This window comes from uncultured Aquincola sp. (genome assembly GCF_964001545.1).
Taxonomy (GTDB): domain Bacteria; phylum Pseudomonadota; class Gammaproteobacteria; order Burkholderiales; family Burkholderiaceae_C; genus Aquincola.
In genome coordinates this window covers 1-15600 of sequence record NZ_CAXFDV010000344.1, presented here as the reverse complement: position 1 = coordinate 15600, position 15600 = coordinate 1, and the positions used below count along the sequence as shown (strand labels likewise).

The following is a 15600-nucleotide window of genomic DNA, read 5'->3' as shown; positions in this document are numbered from 1 at the left end:
CAAAAGTGGCGGTGAAGCGCGGTCGAATACGCCCCTTCCAAAACGCCTGAGGGAGGGGTCATGAAGAACATGTTCATTGCGGCGGCCTGCGGGGCCGCCGCTCTTTTGCTGGCTGGCTGCGCCACCGAAGCCTCGCGCTCGGTGGAGGTGGCCAAGGTCGAATCGGCCGCCGCGCCTTACCGCGGCGCGCGTGTGCCGGTGGTGGTCGGCAAGTTCGACAACCGCTCCAGCTTCATGCGCGGCATCTTCTCGGACGGCGTCGACCGCCTGGGCGGCCAGGCCAAGACCATCGTCATCTCGCACCTGCAGCAGACCCAGCGCTTCAACGTGCTGGACCGCGACAACCTGGCCGAGGCCCAGCAGGAAGCCAAGTTCAAGGCCCAGGCGCAGGCCGTCAAGGGTGCGGACTACATCGTCACCGGCGACGTGTCCGAGTTCGGTCGCAAGGAAGTGGGCGACCAGCAGCTGTTCGGCCTGCTGGGTCGCGGCAAGTCGCAGATCGCTTATGCCAAGGTCACGTTGAACGTGGTCAACGGCGCCACCTCCGAGGTGGTGTATTCGGTGCAGGGCGCGGGTGAGTACAGCCTGTCCAACCGCGAGGTGATTGGCTTCGGCGGCACCGCCAGCTACGACGCCACGCTCAATGGCAAGGTGCTGGACCTGGCCGTGCGCGAAGCCGTGAACAAGCTGGTGGTGGCCTATGACGGCGCGCAGTGGGGCGCCGCCGCGAAGGTGGCGCCGTGAAGCGCGGCGCATGGCTGATGGTGGCCGCGGCCCTGCTGGGCGGCTGCGCCCAGGCGCCCAAGCCGCTGTACCACTGGGGTGCTTACCAGGACAGCTTGTACGAGCACTTCAAGGGCGACGGTCGCTCACCCGAGCAGCAACTGCAGACGCTGGCCGAGGCACAGCAGAAGGCGGCGGCCACCGGCACGCCGCTGCCGCCCGGCTTCCGCGCCCACGTGGGCCTGCTGCAACTGCGCCTGGGCCGTGATGCCGAGGCGCGCTCGCAGTTCGAGGCCGAAAAGGCGCAGTTCCCCGAGTCCGCGCCGTACATCGATTCGCTGCTCAAGCGCATGGATGGCCGCAAGTCCTGACCCGCCGCCCATCATGACCAAGACCTTGTTCAAGCTGCGCCGCACCGGCGCCCTGGCGCTGCTGTGCGCTGCCATGCTGCTGGGGGGGTGTGCCACCCAGCGCCAGCCCTACGACTACACCGCGTTCAAGCAGGCCAAGCCGGCCTCGCTGCTGGTGCTGCCACCGCTCAACCAGTCGCCCGAGGTCAAGGGCGGCATCGGCGTGTGGTCGCAGGCCACGCTGCCGCTGGCCGAGGCCGGCTACTACGTGATGCCGGTGTCGCTGGTGGAAGAAACCTTCCGCGAGAACGGCCTGACCACCGCGGCCGACATCCATGCGCTGGACCGCGCCAAGCTGCGCGAGGTGTTCGGCGCCGATGCGGCGGTGTACCTCACCGTGCAGCAGTACGGCACCAGCTATGCGGTGGTCAGCAGCAATACCGTGGTGGCGGTGGAGGGTCGCATCGTCGACCTGCGCAGCGGCGAGCTGCTGTGGCAGGGCAAGGCCACGGCCTCGTCGGCCGAGCAGCAGCAAAGCAACCAGGCGGGCCTGGTCGGCCTGCTGGTGCAGGCGGTGGTGTCGCAGATCATCGCCAGCAGCACCGATGCAGGCTACCGCTACGCCGGCATCGCCTCGAACCGCCTGCTGTCGGGCGGCGTTTTCAACGGCGTGCTGTACGGACCGCGTTCGCCGAACTACGGCAAGCCCTGACGAGGGCATGCGGGCCGGCGCGGGCCAGGGTTGACCCGTAGCCGCGATACTCCGGCCTGCATGACCCTCGCCGTCTTCTACAAGCTCGTTGCCATCTTCCTCACCGCCGGCCTGGGCTGGGTGGTGGGGCGCATGCGGTGGCTGGGCGATGAGCGCAAGGGGGCCGACCCGGCGCGCACGCTCAGCAACGCGGCCTTCTACATCTTCGTGCCGGCACTGCTGTTCCGCACCACCTCGCGGCTCGACTTCGCGCACATGCCCTGGGGGCTGATCGGCGCCTTCTTCGTGCCGGTGGTGGGCCTGGCGGTCATCGTCTACGCCATCGGCCGCCACCGCAACCGCGCCGGCAGCGGCGCGGCGGCTGCGCCCGCGGTGCGGGCGGTGTCGGCCAGCTTCGGCAACACGCTGCAGATCGGCGTGCCGATGGCCGCGGCGCTGTTCGGCGAAGCCGGGCTGGGCCTGCACATCACCATCGTCAGCCTGCATTCGCTGACGCTGCTGACCGTGCTCACCACGCTGGCCGAGCTGGATCTGGCGCGTGCCCGCGCCCGCCATGAAGAGGCCGGCGGCGGCACGCTGCTGGCCACGCTGAAGGTGACGGTGCGCAACACCATCATCCACCCGGTGGTGCTGCCGGTGCTGGCCGGCATGGCCTGGAACCTCACCGGCCTGGGCCTGCCCGCGGTGGTGGACGAGGTGCTGGTGCAACTGGGCTCGGCCGTGGTGCCGCTGTGCCTGACGCTGATCGGCATGTCGCTGGCCTACTACGGCCTGCGCGGCAGCCTGCGCGGCGCCGTGGCGCTCACCTTCACCAAGCTGATGGTGCTGCCGGCGGTGGTGCTGGTGGTGGCGCACTGGGGCTTCGGCCTGCAGGGCCTGCCGCTGCAGGTGGCGGTGATGATGGCGGCGCTGCCCGCCGGCAGCAACACGCTGATGTTCTCGCAGCGCTACGAGACGCTGGAAGGCGAGACCACCTCCACCATCGTGCTGTCGACGCTGGCCTTTGCCGCCACCGCGCCGATCTGGTTGGCCGTGCTGGCCTGGGTGGGTTGACCGGCTCGGCGACAATCGGCGCACCATGCCGAACGACACCGCCACCTCCGTTCAAGACATTCCGGCCTACATGGCCCGCGTGGGCACTGCCGCCCGCGCCGCCGCCACGGTGATGGCCGCTTCGCCCACCCAGGCCCGCAATGCGGCGCTGATCGAGCTGGCGCGCCTGCTGCGCGCCAGCGTGGCCGCGCTGGACGTGGACAACGCCCGCGACCTGGACGCCGCCCGCGCCAACGGCCTGGCCGGCCCCATGCTGGACCGGCTGAAGCTGGGCGCCAAGGTCATCGACACCGTGGCCGAAGGCTGCGAGCAGCTGGCCGCGATGCCCGACCCGATCGGCGAGATCACCGGTGTCAAGCGCCGGCCGAGCGGCATCTCGGTGGGCCAGATGCGTGTGCCGCTGGGCGTGTTCGGCATGATCTACGAGAGCCGGCCCAACGTGACCATCGAGGCTGCCTCGCTGGCCATCAAGAGCGGCAATGCCGCCATCCTGCGCGGCGGCTCCGAGGCCATCCACTCCAACCTGGCGCTGTGGCGCCTGGTGCAGCAGGCGCTCACCACCGCCGGCCTGCCGCCCGAGGCGGTGCAGCTGGTGGAAACCACCGACCGTGCCGCGGTGGGCCGGCTGATCGCCATGCCCGAGCATGTGGACGTGATCATTCCGCGCGGCGGCAAGTCGCTGATCGAGCGCATCAGCGCCGAAGCCCGCGTGCCGGTGATCAAGCACCTGGACGGCAACTGCCACGTGTATGTGGATGCCGACGTGGACCTGGACCTGGCGGTCAAGGTCACCGACAACGCCAAGACCCAGAAGTACAGCCCCTGCAACGCCGCCGAATCGCTGCTGGTGCATGAGCGGCAGGCCGCGGCCTTCCTGGGCCGCATCGGCGCCGTGTTCGCGGCCAAGGGCGTGGAATGCCGTGCCGATGAGCGCGCCGCCGCCATCCTGCGCGACGTGCCGGGCCTGGCGGTGCAGCCGGCCACCGAGGCAGACTGGGCCGAGGAATACCTGGCGCCGGTGATCAGCGTCAAGGTGGTTGATTCGGTCAACGAAGCCATTGCGCACATCAACCGCTATGGCTCGCACCACACCGACGCCATCCTCACCACCAACCACCCCAACGCCATGCGCTTTCTGCGCGAGGTGGATTCGGCGAGTGTGATGGTCAACGCCAGCACCCGCTTTGCCGACGGCTTCGAGTACGGCCTGGGCGCGGAAATCGGCATCAGCACCGACAAGTTCCACGCCCGCGGCCCGGTGGGCCTGGAAGGCCTCACCTCGATGAAGTGGGTGGTGCTGGGCAACGGCGAAGTGCGCACCTGATTGGGCGCCGCAGGGGCTGTTCAAAGCCCCTGCAGCAGCTGCCTCAGGGCAGCACCACCGTCGCCGCCGCCTGCTGCTTGCGCAGCGCGGCATCACGCGGCAGCAGCAGCCGCTGCGCCACCAGCTGGTCGGCCGCCGTCGTCACCGCCGCCACATAACCGGCCTGGGTGCCGTACAGCGCTTCCAGCGAAGGTCGGGTGTCGCCCGCCGCCAGCCGTGCCGCTTCCGTCTTGTGGAAGGGGATGAAGCTGCCGGTCAGGTTGGACAGGTCGACGATGCCGGGCGTGGCCACGTAGTTGAACTCGATGCTGGTGCCCAGCGGCGCCTGCGCCTCCACGCTGCGGATGCCGGCCTTGGTCAGGCCCGTGCCGGCGTCCACCTGCGGCACCAGGATCGCATAGTCGCGGCCGGTGTAGTAGGGCGGTAGCAGCGTGGCGATGCCCGATTCGTCCTGCGGGATGTACTGCGGCCCGAAGTCGAACAGCGGAAAGCCGTTGTAGCGCGCCAGGTAGTTGAAGTCCGGGATCGCGTTGGCCGTGCCGCCCACCGGCCAGGTCAGCCCCTTCATCGCCGGGAACACCAGCTGCTCGGGCCGCACCAGCGTGCCGTCGGCCAGTTGGGGCACCTGGCTGGCCGGCGGTTCGGTGCCGCGCACCACCCAGTCTTCCAGCGCGATGAAAAGCGCGCGGAAGGTGTCGTTGAAGTGCACCACGGTGCCGGCCGGGTACACGTTGCGGCTGGGCGCGTAGCTGATGCTGGCGGTGCCGCCCGCGCCGCCGTGCTGGGTGCTGGCGTAGTAGTAGATGCGGGCGTTGTCGGGCTGCGTCAGGTCGCGAAAGCCGTAGGCATCGGTCAGCACCGGCGAGCCCTGCAGCTGCCAGAACTCGGTGCCCGACAGACCGAGGAAGAACTTCGGGCAGGTGGCCGTGGCGGCGCAGCGCTTCATCACGCCGCCCTGGCGGCCGCTGACATCGTCCACGTAGTCGGCGGCCAGGCCGCGCGGGGCCGTCTGGCCGAAGGCCGTGTGGTCGGTGCGCAGGCCGCCACCGCCGCCCGGCACCGCAAAGCGGGTGTTGATGTTGGTCTGCCGCGCGGCCACGTGCGCGTACATGCCGTCGAACACCTTGCTGCCGTCCAGCGCCTGGTTGAAGCCCAGGTGCAGGAAGGTCTTCATCGCATTGCCCGACTGCGAGGTGCCCTGGCCGATGGTGTGCGTGATGCGGCCGGCCAGCGGGTTGGCCGTGCCGGCCGAATCGGCGGCCTTGCCGCGGAAGAAGCTCACCGCGTCGCGCAGCGCGGCCAGGCCCACGCCCATCACCTTCGGGTCCTTGGCGATGTAGGTCAACTCATACAGGTACTGCGGATCGAAGCCGCCCTTCAGGCACACGCTGGTGGGGCTGGCGGTGCCGGGGAAGGGGTTGGCCGCCGCGTCGCAGGTGGCGAACTTCCAGTCGGCGGGCGGTATGGCCACGCGCGGGTCGGTCTCGTTGCGGCGGCGGGTCAGGCTGTAGCCGGCCAGGGTGTTGTCCAGGCTGGCCGGCTCGTACGGAACCATGCTGCCGTTGAACACGCCGCCGGGCAGGCTCATCGCCGGCGTGGCGGCGGTGGGCACCAGCTCTGACCGGTAGGGGCCGGTGATGCTGCTGCCGTCGGCATTGCGGGCCACCGGCACCGTGGCCGTCAGCCGCGCGGGGTTGCTCTTGGGCACGTCGCCCTGCCAGGCCGCGTACAGCATCACATAGCCGCGCTCCAGGTACACCGCATCGCTGGGCGTGGCGGCGGGGTTGAGCATCGTCAGGATGTTGCCGCGGTTGGGCGCGTCGTAGCGCAGCACGCCGCTGGCCTTGCTCATGTCCTTGGGCTTGAGCATCACGAACTCGGTGCTGTAGCTCACCAGGCCGTTGGCATTGCGCGGCGCCAGCTGCAGGTCCTGGATCACCGCGTTCTTCGGGTCGGCGGGGTCCACCTCGCCTTCGATCACGCCGGTGAGCTTCTCGTAGGCGCCCACGCTGCCGTAGGTGCCGGCAAAGTCTTCGGTGGCGCTGATGGTCAGGCGCAGCTGCGGCGTCTTGGCTGGCGTGGCCGGGTTGTCGCTGCCGCCATCGCCGCCGCAGGCGGCCAGCATCGCGGCGGCGGCCAGGGCCGCCAGGGGCAGGTGAAGTTGTCTATGCATGTCTCGTCTCCTCGTTGGGGTCAGCGGCAGCTGAAGTTGGCGGCGTCGTCGGTGCTGCCGCTGCCGCCGTACACGGCCTTGGCGGGCCAGGCGCACACGGGGCGGGTGCGCACCACCGCGCCATTGGCCACGCGCGAGGCCACGATGCGTTGCGGCGCGGTGCCTTGTTCCACCCAGCGGTCCAGCGCCGACAGCAGGTCGTGGTCGGCATCCACCACCGGCGGCGTGCCGGCATTGCCGAAGCTGGTGGCCCCCGGCCCACCCGAGCAGTGGCCCATGCCGGGCACCACGAACAGCTTGAAGAAGCGGTCCACCTCGGCCTGCGAGCCTTGCGCCGCCTTCACCTTCTCGTAGTAGGCGATGGTGTCGGTGGCCACCACCACCGGGTCGATCCAGCCCTGGAAGGTGATGAGCTTGGCGCCCGCCGCCTTGAAGGCCGAGAGGTCGGTGCTGGTCTGGTCGACCCGGCTGCCCACCTTGGCCAGCGCGAAGCTGAAGTCGCGGTCGAAGTCGAAGGTCCACCAGTTCCACTGCGGGTTCTCGAAGGCCCACAGGCGCCAGTAGTCGGTGCGCACCGGCTCGGCGCCGCCCCAGTAGCCGGGCCAGCCCGATTCGCTGCCGACCACCTGGCCCGGGTAGATCTGCACGCCGGTGCGCGGGTTGACCGGGCCGGCGTAGATCTTGCGCGCCGCAGCCACCTGCGCTGCCGTCAGACAGGTGGCGGCATCGGCGCCGCTGCACTGCAAGGAACCCACGTCGAAACGCGCGCTGGTGCATTGCCGCGGGTCTTCGATCACGCCGTCGGCCACGCCGTCGATGGTGTCGCAGGCGGCCACCGCGGCATTGGTGATGAGCGCGGCCTTGGCCGGCGTCAGCAGCAGCGCGGGATCGGCCTGGCTGCTGCGGTTGGACAGATAGCGCCACAGGAATTCGGCATTCAGTGCGGTGCGGTTGTTGCCCGGCGCACCGGCGATCACGCCGTCGAAGTCGGTGGGGTAGCGCTGCACCTGCGCATAGGCCTGGTGGCCGCCGGTGGAGCAGCCGTAGTAGTAGGCCCGCTTGGCCGGCTGGCCCTGCAGCGTGGCCACCAGCTGCTTGGCCGGTACGGTGATGGCGTGGATGGAGCGGCTGCCCCAGTCGGTGATCTTCTCGGGGTGGCCCAGGCCCCAGTCCATCGCATTGGGGTCACCCTGGTGGCCGGTGTCGCCACCGATGGCGGCATAGCCTTGCGCCAGCGCATAGGCCATGTCGCGGTAACTCAGCGCCGGGCTGTAGCCGCCGTTGCCGGTGGTCACCAGCTTGCCGTTCCAGGCGCTGCCCTGCGGCACCCAGGCCTCGAAGTTGATCAGCGAATCACCGGTGGGCGTGGCCTGCCCCTTGACCAGGCAGAAGGCCGGCAGCCCGGTCAACGCGCCATTGGTGCCGGGCGGCGTGTAGCTGCCGGCGGCCACCGGCGTGGCCGAGGTGATGGTGGCGTTGTCCAGCTTCAGCGCCGCGAAGCTGGCGGCTTCGCAGGCCAGGGCCACCGGCGTGGGCGTGGCGGGCGTGTCATCGCCATCGCTGCCGCCGCAGGCGGTGCAGGCCGCGGCGGCCAGCAGGGCCAGCCAGCGGGCGGGGTGGGGCTGCGCATGCGGCCCGGGCGGAGTAGGGGGGAACTTGGCCAATGTCGTCTCCTGGCGGTTGTGGTTTCGGGCGGCAAGGCTGCGCCCATCCGCCGTCTGCGCGGCGGTTGCGTTGGTTGTCTAGACAGGTGGACCGGAGTGCTCAGGCGCTCCCCGGCGCCGGGCTCACTCGGCTTCGATGCCGGCGGCCTTGATCACCTTGCCCCACTTCTGGGTCTCGGCGGCCTGGAACTTCGCCAGCTCGTCGGGCGTGGTGGTCCAGGGCTCGGAGCCGGCGGTGTCGAAGAAGGTCTTGGCCGCCGCGCTCTTCACCGCGGTGTGCAGCAGCTCGTTCAGCCGTGCCACCACCGGCGCCGGCGTGTTGGCGGGCACGTAGGCGGCGAACCAGTAGCCCATGTCGTAGCCCTTGACGCCGGCCTCGTCCAGCGTGGGCACGTCGGGCAGCTGGGCGCTGCGCTTTTGCGTGCTGTAGCCCAGCGCGCGCAGCTTGCCGGCCTTGACCTGCGGCACGCCGGTGGAGGTGTCGGTGATCATCAGGTCGATCTGGCCGCCCAGCAGGTCGGTGATGCCCAGCGGATTGCTCTTGTAGGGCACGTGCAGGATGTCCACCCCGGCCAGCTGCTTGAGCATTTCGCCGGCCATGCGGCTGGAGGAGCTGCCGCTGCCGAAGGTGAGCTTGCCCGGATTCTTCTTCGCGGCATTGAGCACATCGGCCACGCTCTTGTAAGGCGAGGCGGCATTGACCACCATCACCTGCCCGCCCTTGCCCAGGCCGGTGACGGGCGCAAAGTCCTTCACCGGGTCGTAGGGCATCTTCTTGTACAGGTGCTCGTTGGCCGCGTGCGTGGTGTTGGTGGTGATGAGCACGGTGTAGCCATCGGGCGCGCTGCGGGCCGCTGACTGGGCCGCCGGCATGCCGCTGGCGCCGGCCTTGTTTTCCACGACCACGGCCTGTTTGGTCTGCTCGGTGATCGACTGGCCCAGCGCACGTGCCAGCTGGTCGGTGGCGCTGCCGGCGGCAAAGGGCACGATGAAGGTCACAGGCTTCTCAGGGTACTTGCCCTGGGCCATCGCGGCCGGGGCCAGCGTGGCGGCCAGCAGCAGGGCCAGGGCCTGGCGGCGGGGAAAGGGGTACTGCATCGGGTTGTCTCCGGTTGTTGTGGATGGTGGGGATGGGCGTCAGTCAGGCCGGCCCGCGCAGCAGCGGCGCCAGCTCGGCGGGCAGCTGCAGCGGCAGGTCCAGCAGCAGGAAGGACAGCGCCTTGCCATGGCTGTCGAGGTTGAGCGCGTCGTTCACGCCGCCGTCCAGCACGTCGTCGAGCACGAAGTTCATCGCATGCAGCGTGGGCAGCAGATGGCGTTGCACCCGGCTGGGCCGGCGGTGCGCAAAGCGCTGCGCCACCACCGCTTCGGTGATCTGCTCGACGATGGGCGCATACAGCGCCGGCTGCCAGGCGATCACGCTGATGTTGGAGCGGTTGCCCTTGTCGCCGGTGCGGCCGTGGGCGGCGCGCCAGAGGGGCACGGTGATGAGCTGCGCACTCATGCCGCCACCCCCGCATCCAGCATCTCGAAGCGCGGATGCACCAGCGCGCGCGGCATCAGGCAAGAGACGGTGCCCAGCGTCGGCCGCAGCGTGGTACGCACGCCGCCGCCGCCGGCCGGGCCGCAGGTGTACAGCGCCAGCACCTCGCGCGCCAGGCGCTCGGCGCCGGCCTTGTGTGCATGGCGCAGCGCCACCCGCAGCCGCACGTCGGTGGCGCCGCCGTCGGGCGTGTCGGCCAGCCATTGGCCGGCGTCGTCGGCAAACACGCTGGCCACGCCGATCAGGTCGGCCCGCAGCGGCCCCAGGCCGGCCAGGCGTTCACGCAGCACCTGTGCGGCCAGCCGGGCGCGGCCTTCGGCGCGCGGGCCGGCGTAGGAGATCTCGCCTTCGGCCAGCCAGCCCGACTCAAAGCACACGTTGACCTTGAGCGTGTCGGTGCGTGCATGGCCGCGCACGCCCTGCAGCCGCACGCGGTCGGGGCCTTGCGGCAGCGCCTGGGCCTGGCTCAGGTCGGCCACCACGTCGGGCGTCAGGTAGGCGGCGGGGTCGTGCACCTCGTACAGCAGCTGTTCCTTCACCGTGTGCTCGGTCACCAGGCCGCCGGTGCCGGCCGGCTTGCCCAGCGTGCAGTGGCCGTCGGCATCGATCTCGGCAATCGGGTAGCCCAGCGTGGCCAGGCCGGGCACGTCCTTGACGCCCGGGTCGGCGAAGTAGCCGCCGGTGACCTGGGCGCCGCATTCCAGCAGGTGGCCGGCCATGGTGGCGCGGGCCAGGCGGTCCCAGTCGTCGGACGCCCAGCCGAAGTGCGCCAGCGCCGGCCCCACCACCAGCGAAGGGTCGGCCACGCGGCCGCACACCACGATCTGCGCGCCGGCCTTCAATGCATCGGCAATGGCTTCGGCACCCAGATAGGCATTGGCGCTGACCAGCGGCTTGTCGGCCAGTTGGCGGCGGTCAGCGTCGGCCAGGCAGCCCAGCAGTGCATCGCGGTGCTCGGCGCCCGACACGTCGTCGCCGCTGACCACGGCGATGCGCGGCGCCGACAGGCCCAGCTCGGCCGCCAGCGCCTGGATGCGCCTGGCCGCGCCGGCCGGGTTGGCCGCGCCGAAGTTGCTGACGATGCGGATGCCGTGGTGCAGGCAATCGGCCAGCACCGGACGCAGCAGGTCGTCCAGCAGCGGCTCATAGCCGGCCTCGGGGTTCTGGCGGCGGGCCAGCTGGGCCAGCGCCAGCGTGCGTTCGGCCAGCGTCTCGAAGATCAGCACCGCCGGGCCGCCGGCGTCGATCAGCGCCCGCACCAGGGGTGCGGCGGCATCGGTGCGGTCGCCGGAAAAACCGGCCGCGCCACCGATGCGCAAGGGTTGCGCAAGCATGGGTCTCCTCGGGTTTGCGGCCACTGTAGGCCGCGCCGATTCATCCGAGAATTCGAGAATTCGGATGGCTTGATCGGCAATACAGATGAATGTGTCCACCCGCCAGCTGCGGGCCTTCCTGGCGTTGGCCGAGCAGCGCAACTTCACCCGAGCGGCGGCGCTGTGCCACCTGTCGCAGCCGGCCTTCAGCGCGCTGATCCGCCAGCTGGAAGAGTCGCTGGGCCTGCGCCTCTTCGACCGCAGCACCCGCTCGGTGGCGCTGACGGCCGAAGGCGCCGAATTCGCGCTGTCGGCGCAGCGCGTGGTGGAAGAGTTCGAGCGCGCCGTGGCCGGCATGCACGACCATGCGGCCCGCCGGCGGGGCCGGGTGTCGGTGGCGTTGCTGCCCTCGCTGGCCGCCGGCTGGCTGCCCCAGGTGCTGGCCGGCTTCCAGGCGCGGCACCCGGGCATCGAGCTGCGGGTGGCCGACGTGCTGTCCGAGCCCTGCATCGAACGCGTGCGCCATGGCGAGGCCGATTTCGCGCTGGCCGCCACCCGCGCCGAAACCCCCGAGCTGCAGGCCGAGCCCTTTTGCAGCGACGACTTCTACCTGGTGTGCCCGGCCGAGCATCCGCTGGCCACGCTGCGCGAGGTGCGCCCGCGCGACGTCGCGGCCTGGCCCTTCATCCACCTCTCGCGCACGTCCAGCGTGCGGCAATACCTGGACGCGGCCACGCAGCCGCAGGCCATGCAGTCGGTGATGGAGGTGGACCAGCTGGCCACGGTGATGGGCATGGTGCGCGCCGGCATCGGCATCAGCGTGGTGCCGTGGCTCACGCTGTTCCATTTCCAGGCGCCCGGCGTGATCACGCGCCGGCTGGCGTGGCCCGGGCTGCAGCGGCACATCTACCTGGTGCGGCCGCGCGACCGCAGCCTGTCGGTGGCCGCGCAGGCGTTTTATGAGTGGGTGATGGCCCGCCGGCCCGAAGGCACGCAGCAGGCCGGTGGGCGCCGGCGCACGCCGGCGCCGCGGGCCGTCAGCGCGCCGCGTCGGGCAGCTCGATCTTGACTTCGAGCACTTCCAGGTCGTCCTGCTTTTCCAGGTGCACCTTGATGTCGTCGGGCGAGATCGACACGTACTTGGAGATCACCGCCACCAGCTCGCGCTGCAGCGCGGGCAGGTAGTCGGCGCGCGGCGCGCCGCTGCCGCTGCGCTCGTGCGCCAGGATGATCTGCAGCCGCTCCTTGGCAACGCTGGCGGTCTTCTTCTTTTCCCCGAGCAGGAAGGAGAGGAAGGACATGGGCTTACCTCCCACCGAACAGCCGCTTGAAGAAACCGGGCTTCTCGGCGTCGATGAAGCGCATCGGCCGCTCTTCGCCCAGGAAGCGGGCCACCACGTCCTGGTAGGCCTCGGACACGTCGCTGCCCTTCAAGTGGATGGCCGGCACGCCCTGGTTGGACGCATCGAGCACCGACTCCGATTCGGGGATGACGCCGATCAGCTTGATGCGCAGGATCTCCTGGATGTCGTTCAGCGACAGCATCTGCCCGCCTTCCACCCGCGAGGGGTTGTAGCGGGTGATCAGCAGGTGTTCCTTGATCGGCTCCTGGCCCTCGATGGCGCGCTTGGTCTTGCTGCCCAGCATGCCCAGGATACGGTCGGAGTCGCGCACCGAGGACACCTCGGGGTTGGTCACCACCACCGCCTCGTCGGCGTAGTGCATAGCCATCATGGCGCCCGTCTCGATGCCGGCCGGCGAGTCGCAGACGATGTACTCGAAGCCCATCTCGGCCAGCTCCTTGAGCACCTTCTCCACGCCTTCCTGGGTCAGCGCTTCCTTGTCGCGCGTCTGCGAGGCCGCCAGCACGAACAGGTTGTCGCACTGCTTGTCCTTGATCAGCGCCTGGTTCAGGTTGGCTTCGCCCTGGATCACGTTGATCAGGTCGTAGACCACGCGGCGCTCGCAGCCCATGATCAGGTCGAGGTTGCGCAGGCCGACGTCGAAGTCGATGACGGCGGTCTTGTGGCCCGCCAGGGCCAGGCCGGACGAGAAGCTGGCGCTGGTGGTCGTCTTGCCCACGCCTCCCTTGCCGGAGGTGACGACGATGATTCTGGCCATCGGTGGCTGGTCCTTTCTTGTGCAGACTTGGCTTGCGTACGGTGTGTCAGCGGCGCAGGCGCATCAGGCGCCCAGGCGCTCGATGACGAGCTTTTCGCCCTCGAGCCGCACTTGCGCCGGCTGGCCGACGATGTCCGCCGGCAGCGGGACATCGGTGGTGCGGTAGATGCCTGCCACGGAGACGAGTTGCGCCTCCATGCAGGTGGTGAAGATGCGGGCTTCGGTGTTGCCGCGCGCGCCGGCCAGGGCGCGGCCGCGCAGCGGTGCATAGACGTGGATGTGGCCGTCGGCGATGACCTCGGCGCCGAAGTTCACGGCCGCCAGCACGATCAGGTCGCAGCCGCGGGCATACACCTGCTGACCCGAGCGCAGTGGCTTGTCGACCACCATGGTGGCGGGCGCCTCGCCGGGCACGCGCACTTCGCGCACCACTTCCACTTCATGGATCACCTCGCGGATGACCTCGCGCACCTCGGGCTCGGGCGCCGGTGCGGCGGCCACGGGCTCGGGCGCCGGGGCGGGTGCGCCACGCGGCGCGCGCGGCGGCGGCGCGAAGTCGGGCGCTTCCACCAGACCGGCGGCCAGCGCGGCGGCCATCTGCTCGGGCGAGCCGCCCTTGGCGGCCACCGGCATCATGCGGTGCTGGCGCAGCAGCGCCACCAGCAGCGCGAAGTCGATCGGCTCGTGCTCGTCGCGCACGGCGGTCAGGTCCACCGCCACCGGGTCGTTGTCGAACAGGCCGGGGTTGTCGGCGCTGCGGGCGTCCAGCTCGCGGGCCAGCACCGACAGGTCGGCCGTCTTCAGCACGACGGCCACCAGCGTCAGCGCGGCGCTGCGCAGGTCGAAGATGTCGGGGGAGTTCGGCGGGGCAGCGACGGCCATGTCTCGGGGGTTTCGGAAAGTGGCTGAGTTTACCGGCGCGGGCGGCCTGCCCCTGCCCGCCGAGTGTGTTCAGACGTAGGGGCGCCGCTATGCTTCGCGCCCATGCGATCCCCTTCCAGCGCCCTCGTGCTCTTTTCCGGCGGCCAGGACTCCACCGCCTGCCTGGCCTGGGCCCTGGCCCGTTATGCCCACGTCGAGACGCTCGGCTTCGACTACGGCCAGCGCCATGTGGTGGAGCTGCAATGCCGCCAGCGCGTGCTGGCCGAGCTGCGCGCGCAGTTTCCGGCCTGGGGCCAGCGCCTGGGCGAAGACCATGTGCTGGACCTGCGGCTGCTGGGCCAGATTTCGGACACCGCGCTGACCGATGCGCGCGCCATCGAGATGGCCGCCAGCGGCCTGCCCAACACCTTCGTGCCGGGTCGCAACCTGCTGTTCCTCACCTTCGCGGCGGCGCTGGCCTACCGGCGCGGCGCCAGCGTGCTGGTGGGCGGTATGTGCGAGACCGACTACTCCGGCTACCCCGATTGCCGCGACAACACGCTCAAGGCGCTGCAGGTGGCGCTGTCGCTGGGCATGGCCGCGCCGATGACGGTGGAAACGCCGCTGATGTTCCTGACCAAGGCGCAGACCTGGGCCATGACGCAGGACCTGGGCGGCGAGGCGCTCAACGCCTTGATCGTCGAGCACACCCACACCTGCTACCTGGGCGACCGCACGCAGCGCCATGCCTGGGGCTACGGCTGCGGCCACTGCCCGGCCTGCGAGCTGCGCGCCCGCGGCCATGCCGAGTACCTGGCGGAGGCCGCTGCTTGACCAGCCGCGAACTGACGCTGCTGGCCGTTGGCGCCATCCTCATCTTCTGGATGGTGGGCGCCTACAACCGCATCGTGGCGCTGCGCAACCGCGTGGTGCAGGCCTGGGCGCAGGTGGACGAGCCGCTGCGCCGCCGCAAGGACCTGCTGGCCGCGCTGATGCCGGTGCTGGCCGAAGCCTGGCCGGCCGAGCAGGGCGCGGTGGAGGCGGTGAACGCCGCCCAGCTGCAGCTGACGCTGGCCACCGATGCGATGCGTGCCAAGCCGGTGCTGGCCGCTGCGGCCGAGCGCCTGGTGCAGGCCGACCGCCACCTGGCCGCGGCGCTGGTGCGCGTGCGTGCGCTGGCCGACCAGGACGCCGAGCTGAAGGCGAGAGACGACGTGCGCGACCGCCTGGCCGAGCTGCGCGAGGTGGAACTGCGCCTGGCCTTCGGCCGCCAGCTGTTCAACGACGCGGTGCAGGCCTGCAACGAGGCCGCGCACCAGTGGCCGACGCGGCTGCTGGTCAAGCTCTACGGCTTTGAGGACACGGGGCCGTTGTGAGCGCCCCGCTTTGAAACGTCAGCCCCGTTCGCCCATGATGGACGCCGTGGCCACCAGTTCTTCGAACAAGGCCATGGATGCCTGTCCTGACACCGCGTACGGGTCCAGCGTGGCCGTTTCCGAATACTTCAGCAAGATGGCGGGGTTGAGCCGCTGCAGGTTCACCTGGCCCATGGACCAGCCGGCAAAGCGCCGCTCGCGGATCTCGGCATAGTCCAGCAGCACCACGTCGGTGTGCCGCGGGTCGGCCACGATCTTGTTGTAGAGCGCGTTCACCGCCATGCGGCCGCCTTCCAGCACCTGCATGAAGATGCCGGAGGAAAAGCACAGCACGCCCGTCACCCCCTGCCGCGGGTTGGCCGACTTGCAGTGGCGCAGCAGCGTGTG

General features: G+C 70.2%; 17 protein-coding genes. 8 read left to right on the top strand and 9 right to left on the bottom strand.

The features are described 5' to 3' along the window. Positions 1–60 precede the first annotated feature (60 nt). The 5 genes from ABNT58_RS11930 to ABNT58_RS11910 all read left to right on the top strand — a co-directional run bounded on the left by ABNT58_RS11930 (position 61) and on the right by ABNT58_RS11910 (position 4162). Complete coding sequence (locus ABNT58_RS11930) at positions 61–744, top strand: CsgG/HfaB family protein (protein ID WP_348753692.1); 684 nt, start codon at positions 61–63, stop codon at positions 742–744. Then, positions 741–1094 (top strand): DUF4810 domain-containing protein, encoded by a 354-nt coding sequence (locus tag ABNT58_RS11925; RefSeq protein WP_348753691.1) that lies wholly within the window; start codon positions 741–743, stop codon positions 1092–1094. The genes ABNT58_RS11930 and ABNT58_RS11925 overlap by 4 nt, the downstream gene beginning before the upstream one ends. Before the next feature lie 13 nt (positions 1095–1107). Next, complete coding sequence (locus ABNT58_RS11920; protein ID WP_348753690.1) at positions 1108–1785, top strand: DUF799 domain-containing protein; 678 nt, start codon at positions 1108–1110, stop codon at positions 1783–1785. A 60-nt stretch (positions 1786–1845) separates the two neighbouring features. Continuing rightward, entirely contained in the window at positions 1846–2838 is a 993-nt protein-coding gene (locus ABNT58_RS11915) for an AEC family transporter (RefSeq protein WP_348753689.1), read from the top strand. A gap of 70 nt (positions 2839–2908) precedes the next feature. After that, positions 2909–4162 (top strand): glutamate-5-semialdehyde dehydrogenase, encoded by a 1254-nt coding sequence (locus tag ABNT58_RS11910; RefSeq protein WP_348753706.1) that lies wholly within the window; start codon positions 2909–2911, stop codon positions 4160–4162. 43 nt (positions 4163–4205) lie between these two features. On the opposite strand, the gene ABNT58_RS11905 is transcribed toward ABNT58_RS11910, so the two are convergent. From ABNT58_RS11905 to ABNT58_RS11885, 5 genes are all read right to left on the bottom strand, one after another. Continuing rightward, complete coding sequence (locus ABNT58_RS11905; RefSeq protein ID WP_348753688.1) at positions 4206–6335, bottom strand: alpha/beta hydrolase domain-containing protein; 2130 nt, start codon at positions 6333–6335, stop codon at positions 4206–4208. Between the two features lie 20 nt (positions 6336–6355). Beyond that, complete coding sequence (locus ABNT58_RS11900; RefSeq protein WP_348753687.1) at positions 6356–7999, bottom strand: tannase/feruloyl esterase family alpha/beta hydrolase; 1644 nt, start codon at positions 7997–7999, stop codon at positions 6356–6358. Positions 8000–8122: 123 nt separating this feature from the next. Further along, positions 8123–9097, bottom strand: a complete 975-nt coding sequence (locus ABNT58_RS11895; protein ID WP_348753686.1) for a tripartite tricarboxylate transporter substrate binding protein — start codon at positions 9095–9097, stop codon at positions 8123–8125. A 43-nt stretch (positions 9098–9140) separates the two neighbouring features. Further along, positions 9141–9503 (bottom strand): hypothetical protein, encoded by a 363-nt coding sequence (locus tag ABNT58_RS11890; RefSeq protein ID WP_348753685.1) that lies wholly within the window; start codon positions 9501–9503, stop codon positions 9141–9143. Then, complete coding sequence (locus ABNT58_RS11885) at positions 9500–10876, bottom strand: acyclic terpene utilization AtuA family protein (protein WP_348753684.1); 1377 nt, start codon at positions 10874–10876, stop codon at positions 9500–9502. The genes ABNT58_RS11890 and ABNT58_RS11885 overlap by 4 nt, the downstream gene beginning before the upstream one ends. 85 nt (positions 10877–10961) lie before the next feature. Between ABNT58_RS11885 and ABNT58_RS11880 the strand changes: the two genes are divergently transcribed. Further along, the gene (locus ABNT58_RS11880; RefSeq protein ID WP_348753683.1) at positions 10962–11924 is read left to right on the top strand and encodes a LysR family transcriptional regulator; all 963 of its coding nucleotides are present in this window, start codon (positions 10962–10964) and stop codon (positions 11922–11924) included. Here ABNT58_RS11880 and minE read toward each other — a convergent pair. From minE to minC, 3 genes are all read right to left on the bottom strand, one after another. Further along, the gene (gene minE, locus ABNT58_RS11875; protein ID WP_250198688.1) at positions 11893–12156 is read right to left on the bottom strand and encodes a cell division topological specificity factor MinE; all 264 of its coding nucleotides are present in this window, start codon (positions 12154–12156) and stop codon (positions 11893–11895) included. The two genes, ABNT58_RS11880 and minE, sit on opposite strands and share 32 nt — an antisense overlap. 4 nt (positions 12157–12160) lie before the next feature. Further along, positions 12161–12976 carry a septum site-determining protein MinD gene (gene minD / locus ABNT58_RS11870; protein ID WP_348753682.1) on the bottom strand — a complete coding sequence of 272 codons (816 nt, stop codon included), beginning with the start codon at positions 12974–12976 and terminating at the stop codon, positions 12161–12163. Between the two features lie 63 nt (positions 12977–13039). Continuing rightward, positions 13040–13858, bottom strand: a complete 819-nt coding sequence (gene minC / locus ABNT58_RS11865; protein WP_348753681.1) for a septum site-determining protein MinC — start codon at positions 13856–13858, stop codon at positions 13040–13042. A gap of 102 nt (positions 13859–13960) precedes the next feature. Between minC and queC the strand changes: the two genes are divergently transcribed. Both queC and ABNT58_RS11855 read left to right on the top strand, forming a co-directional pair. Beyond that, positions 13961–14671 carry a 7-cyano-7-deazaguanine synthase QueC gene (gene queC, locus ABNT58_RS11860; RefSeq protein WP_348753680.1) on the top strand — a complete coding sequence of 237 codons (711 nt, stop codon included), beginning with the start codon at positions 13961–13963 and terminating at the stop codon, positions 14669–14671. Beyond that, entirely contained in the window at positions 14668–15213 is a 546-nt protein-coding gene (locus ABNT58_RS11855) for a LemA family protein (RefSeq protein WP_348753679.1), read from the top strand. Before queC ends, ABNT58_RS11855 begins: the two co-directional genes overlap by 4 nt. 18 nt (positions 15214–15231) lie before the next feature. Here the strand turns inward: ABNT58_RS11855 and ABNT58_RS11850 are convergent. Then, on the bottom strand, positions 15232–15600 hold a 369-nt coding region (locus ABNT58_RS11850; RefSeq protein ID WP_348753678.1), incomplete at its 5' end, for a BLUF domain-containing protein.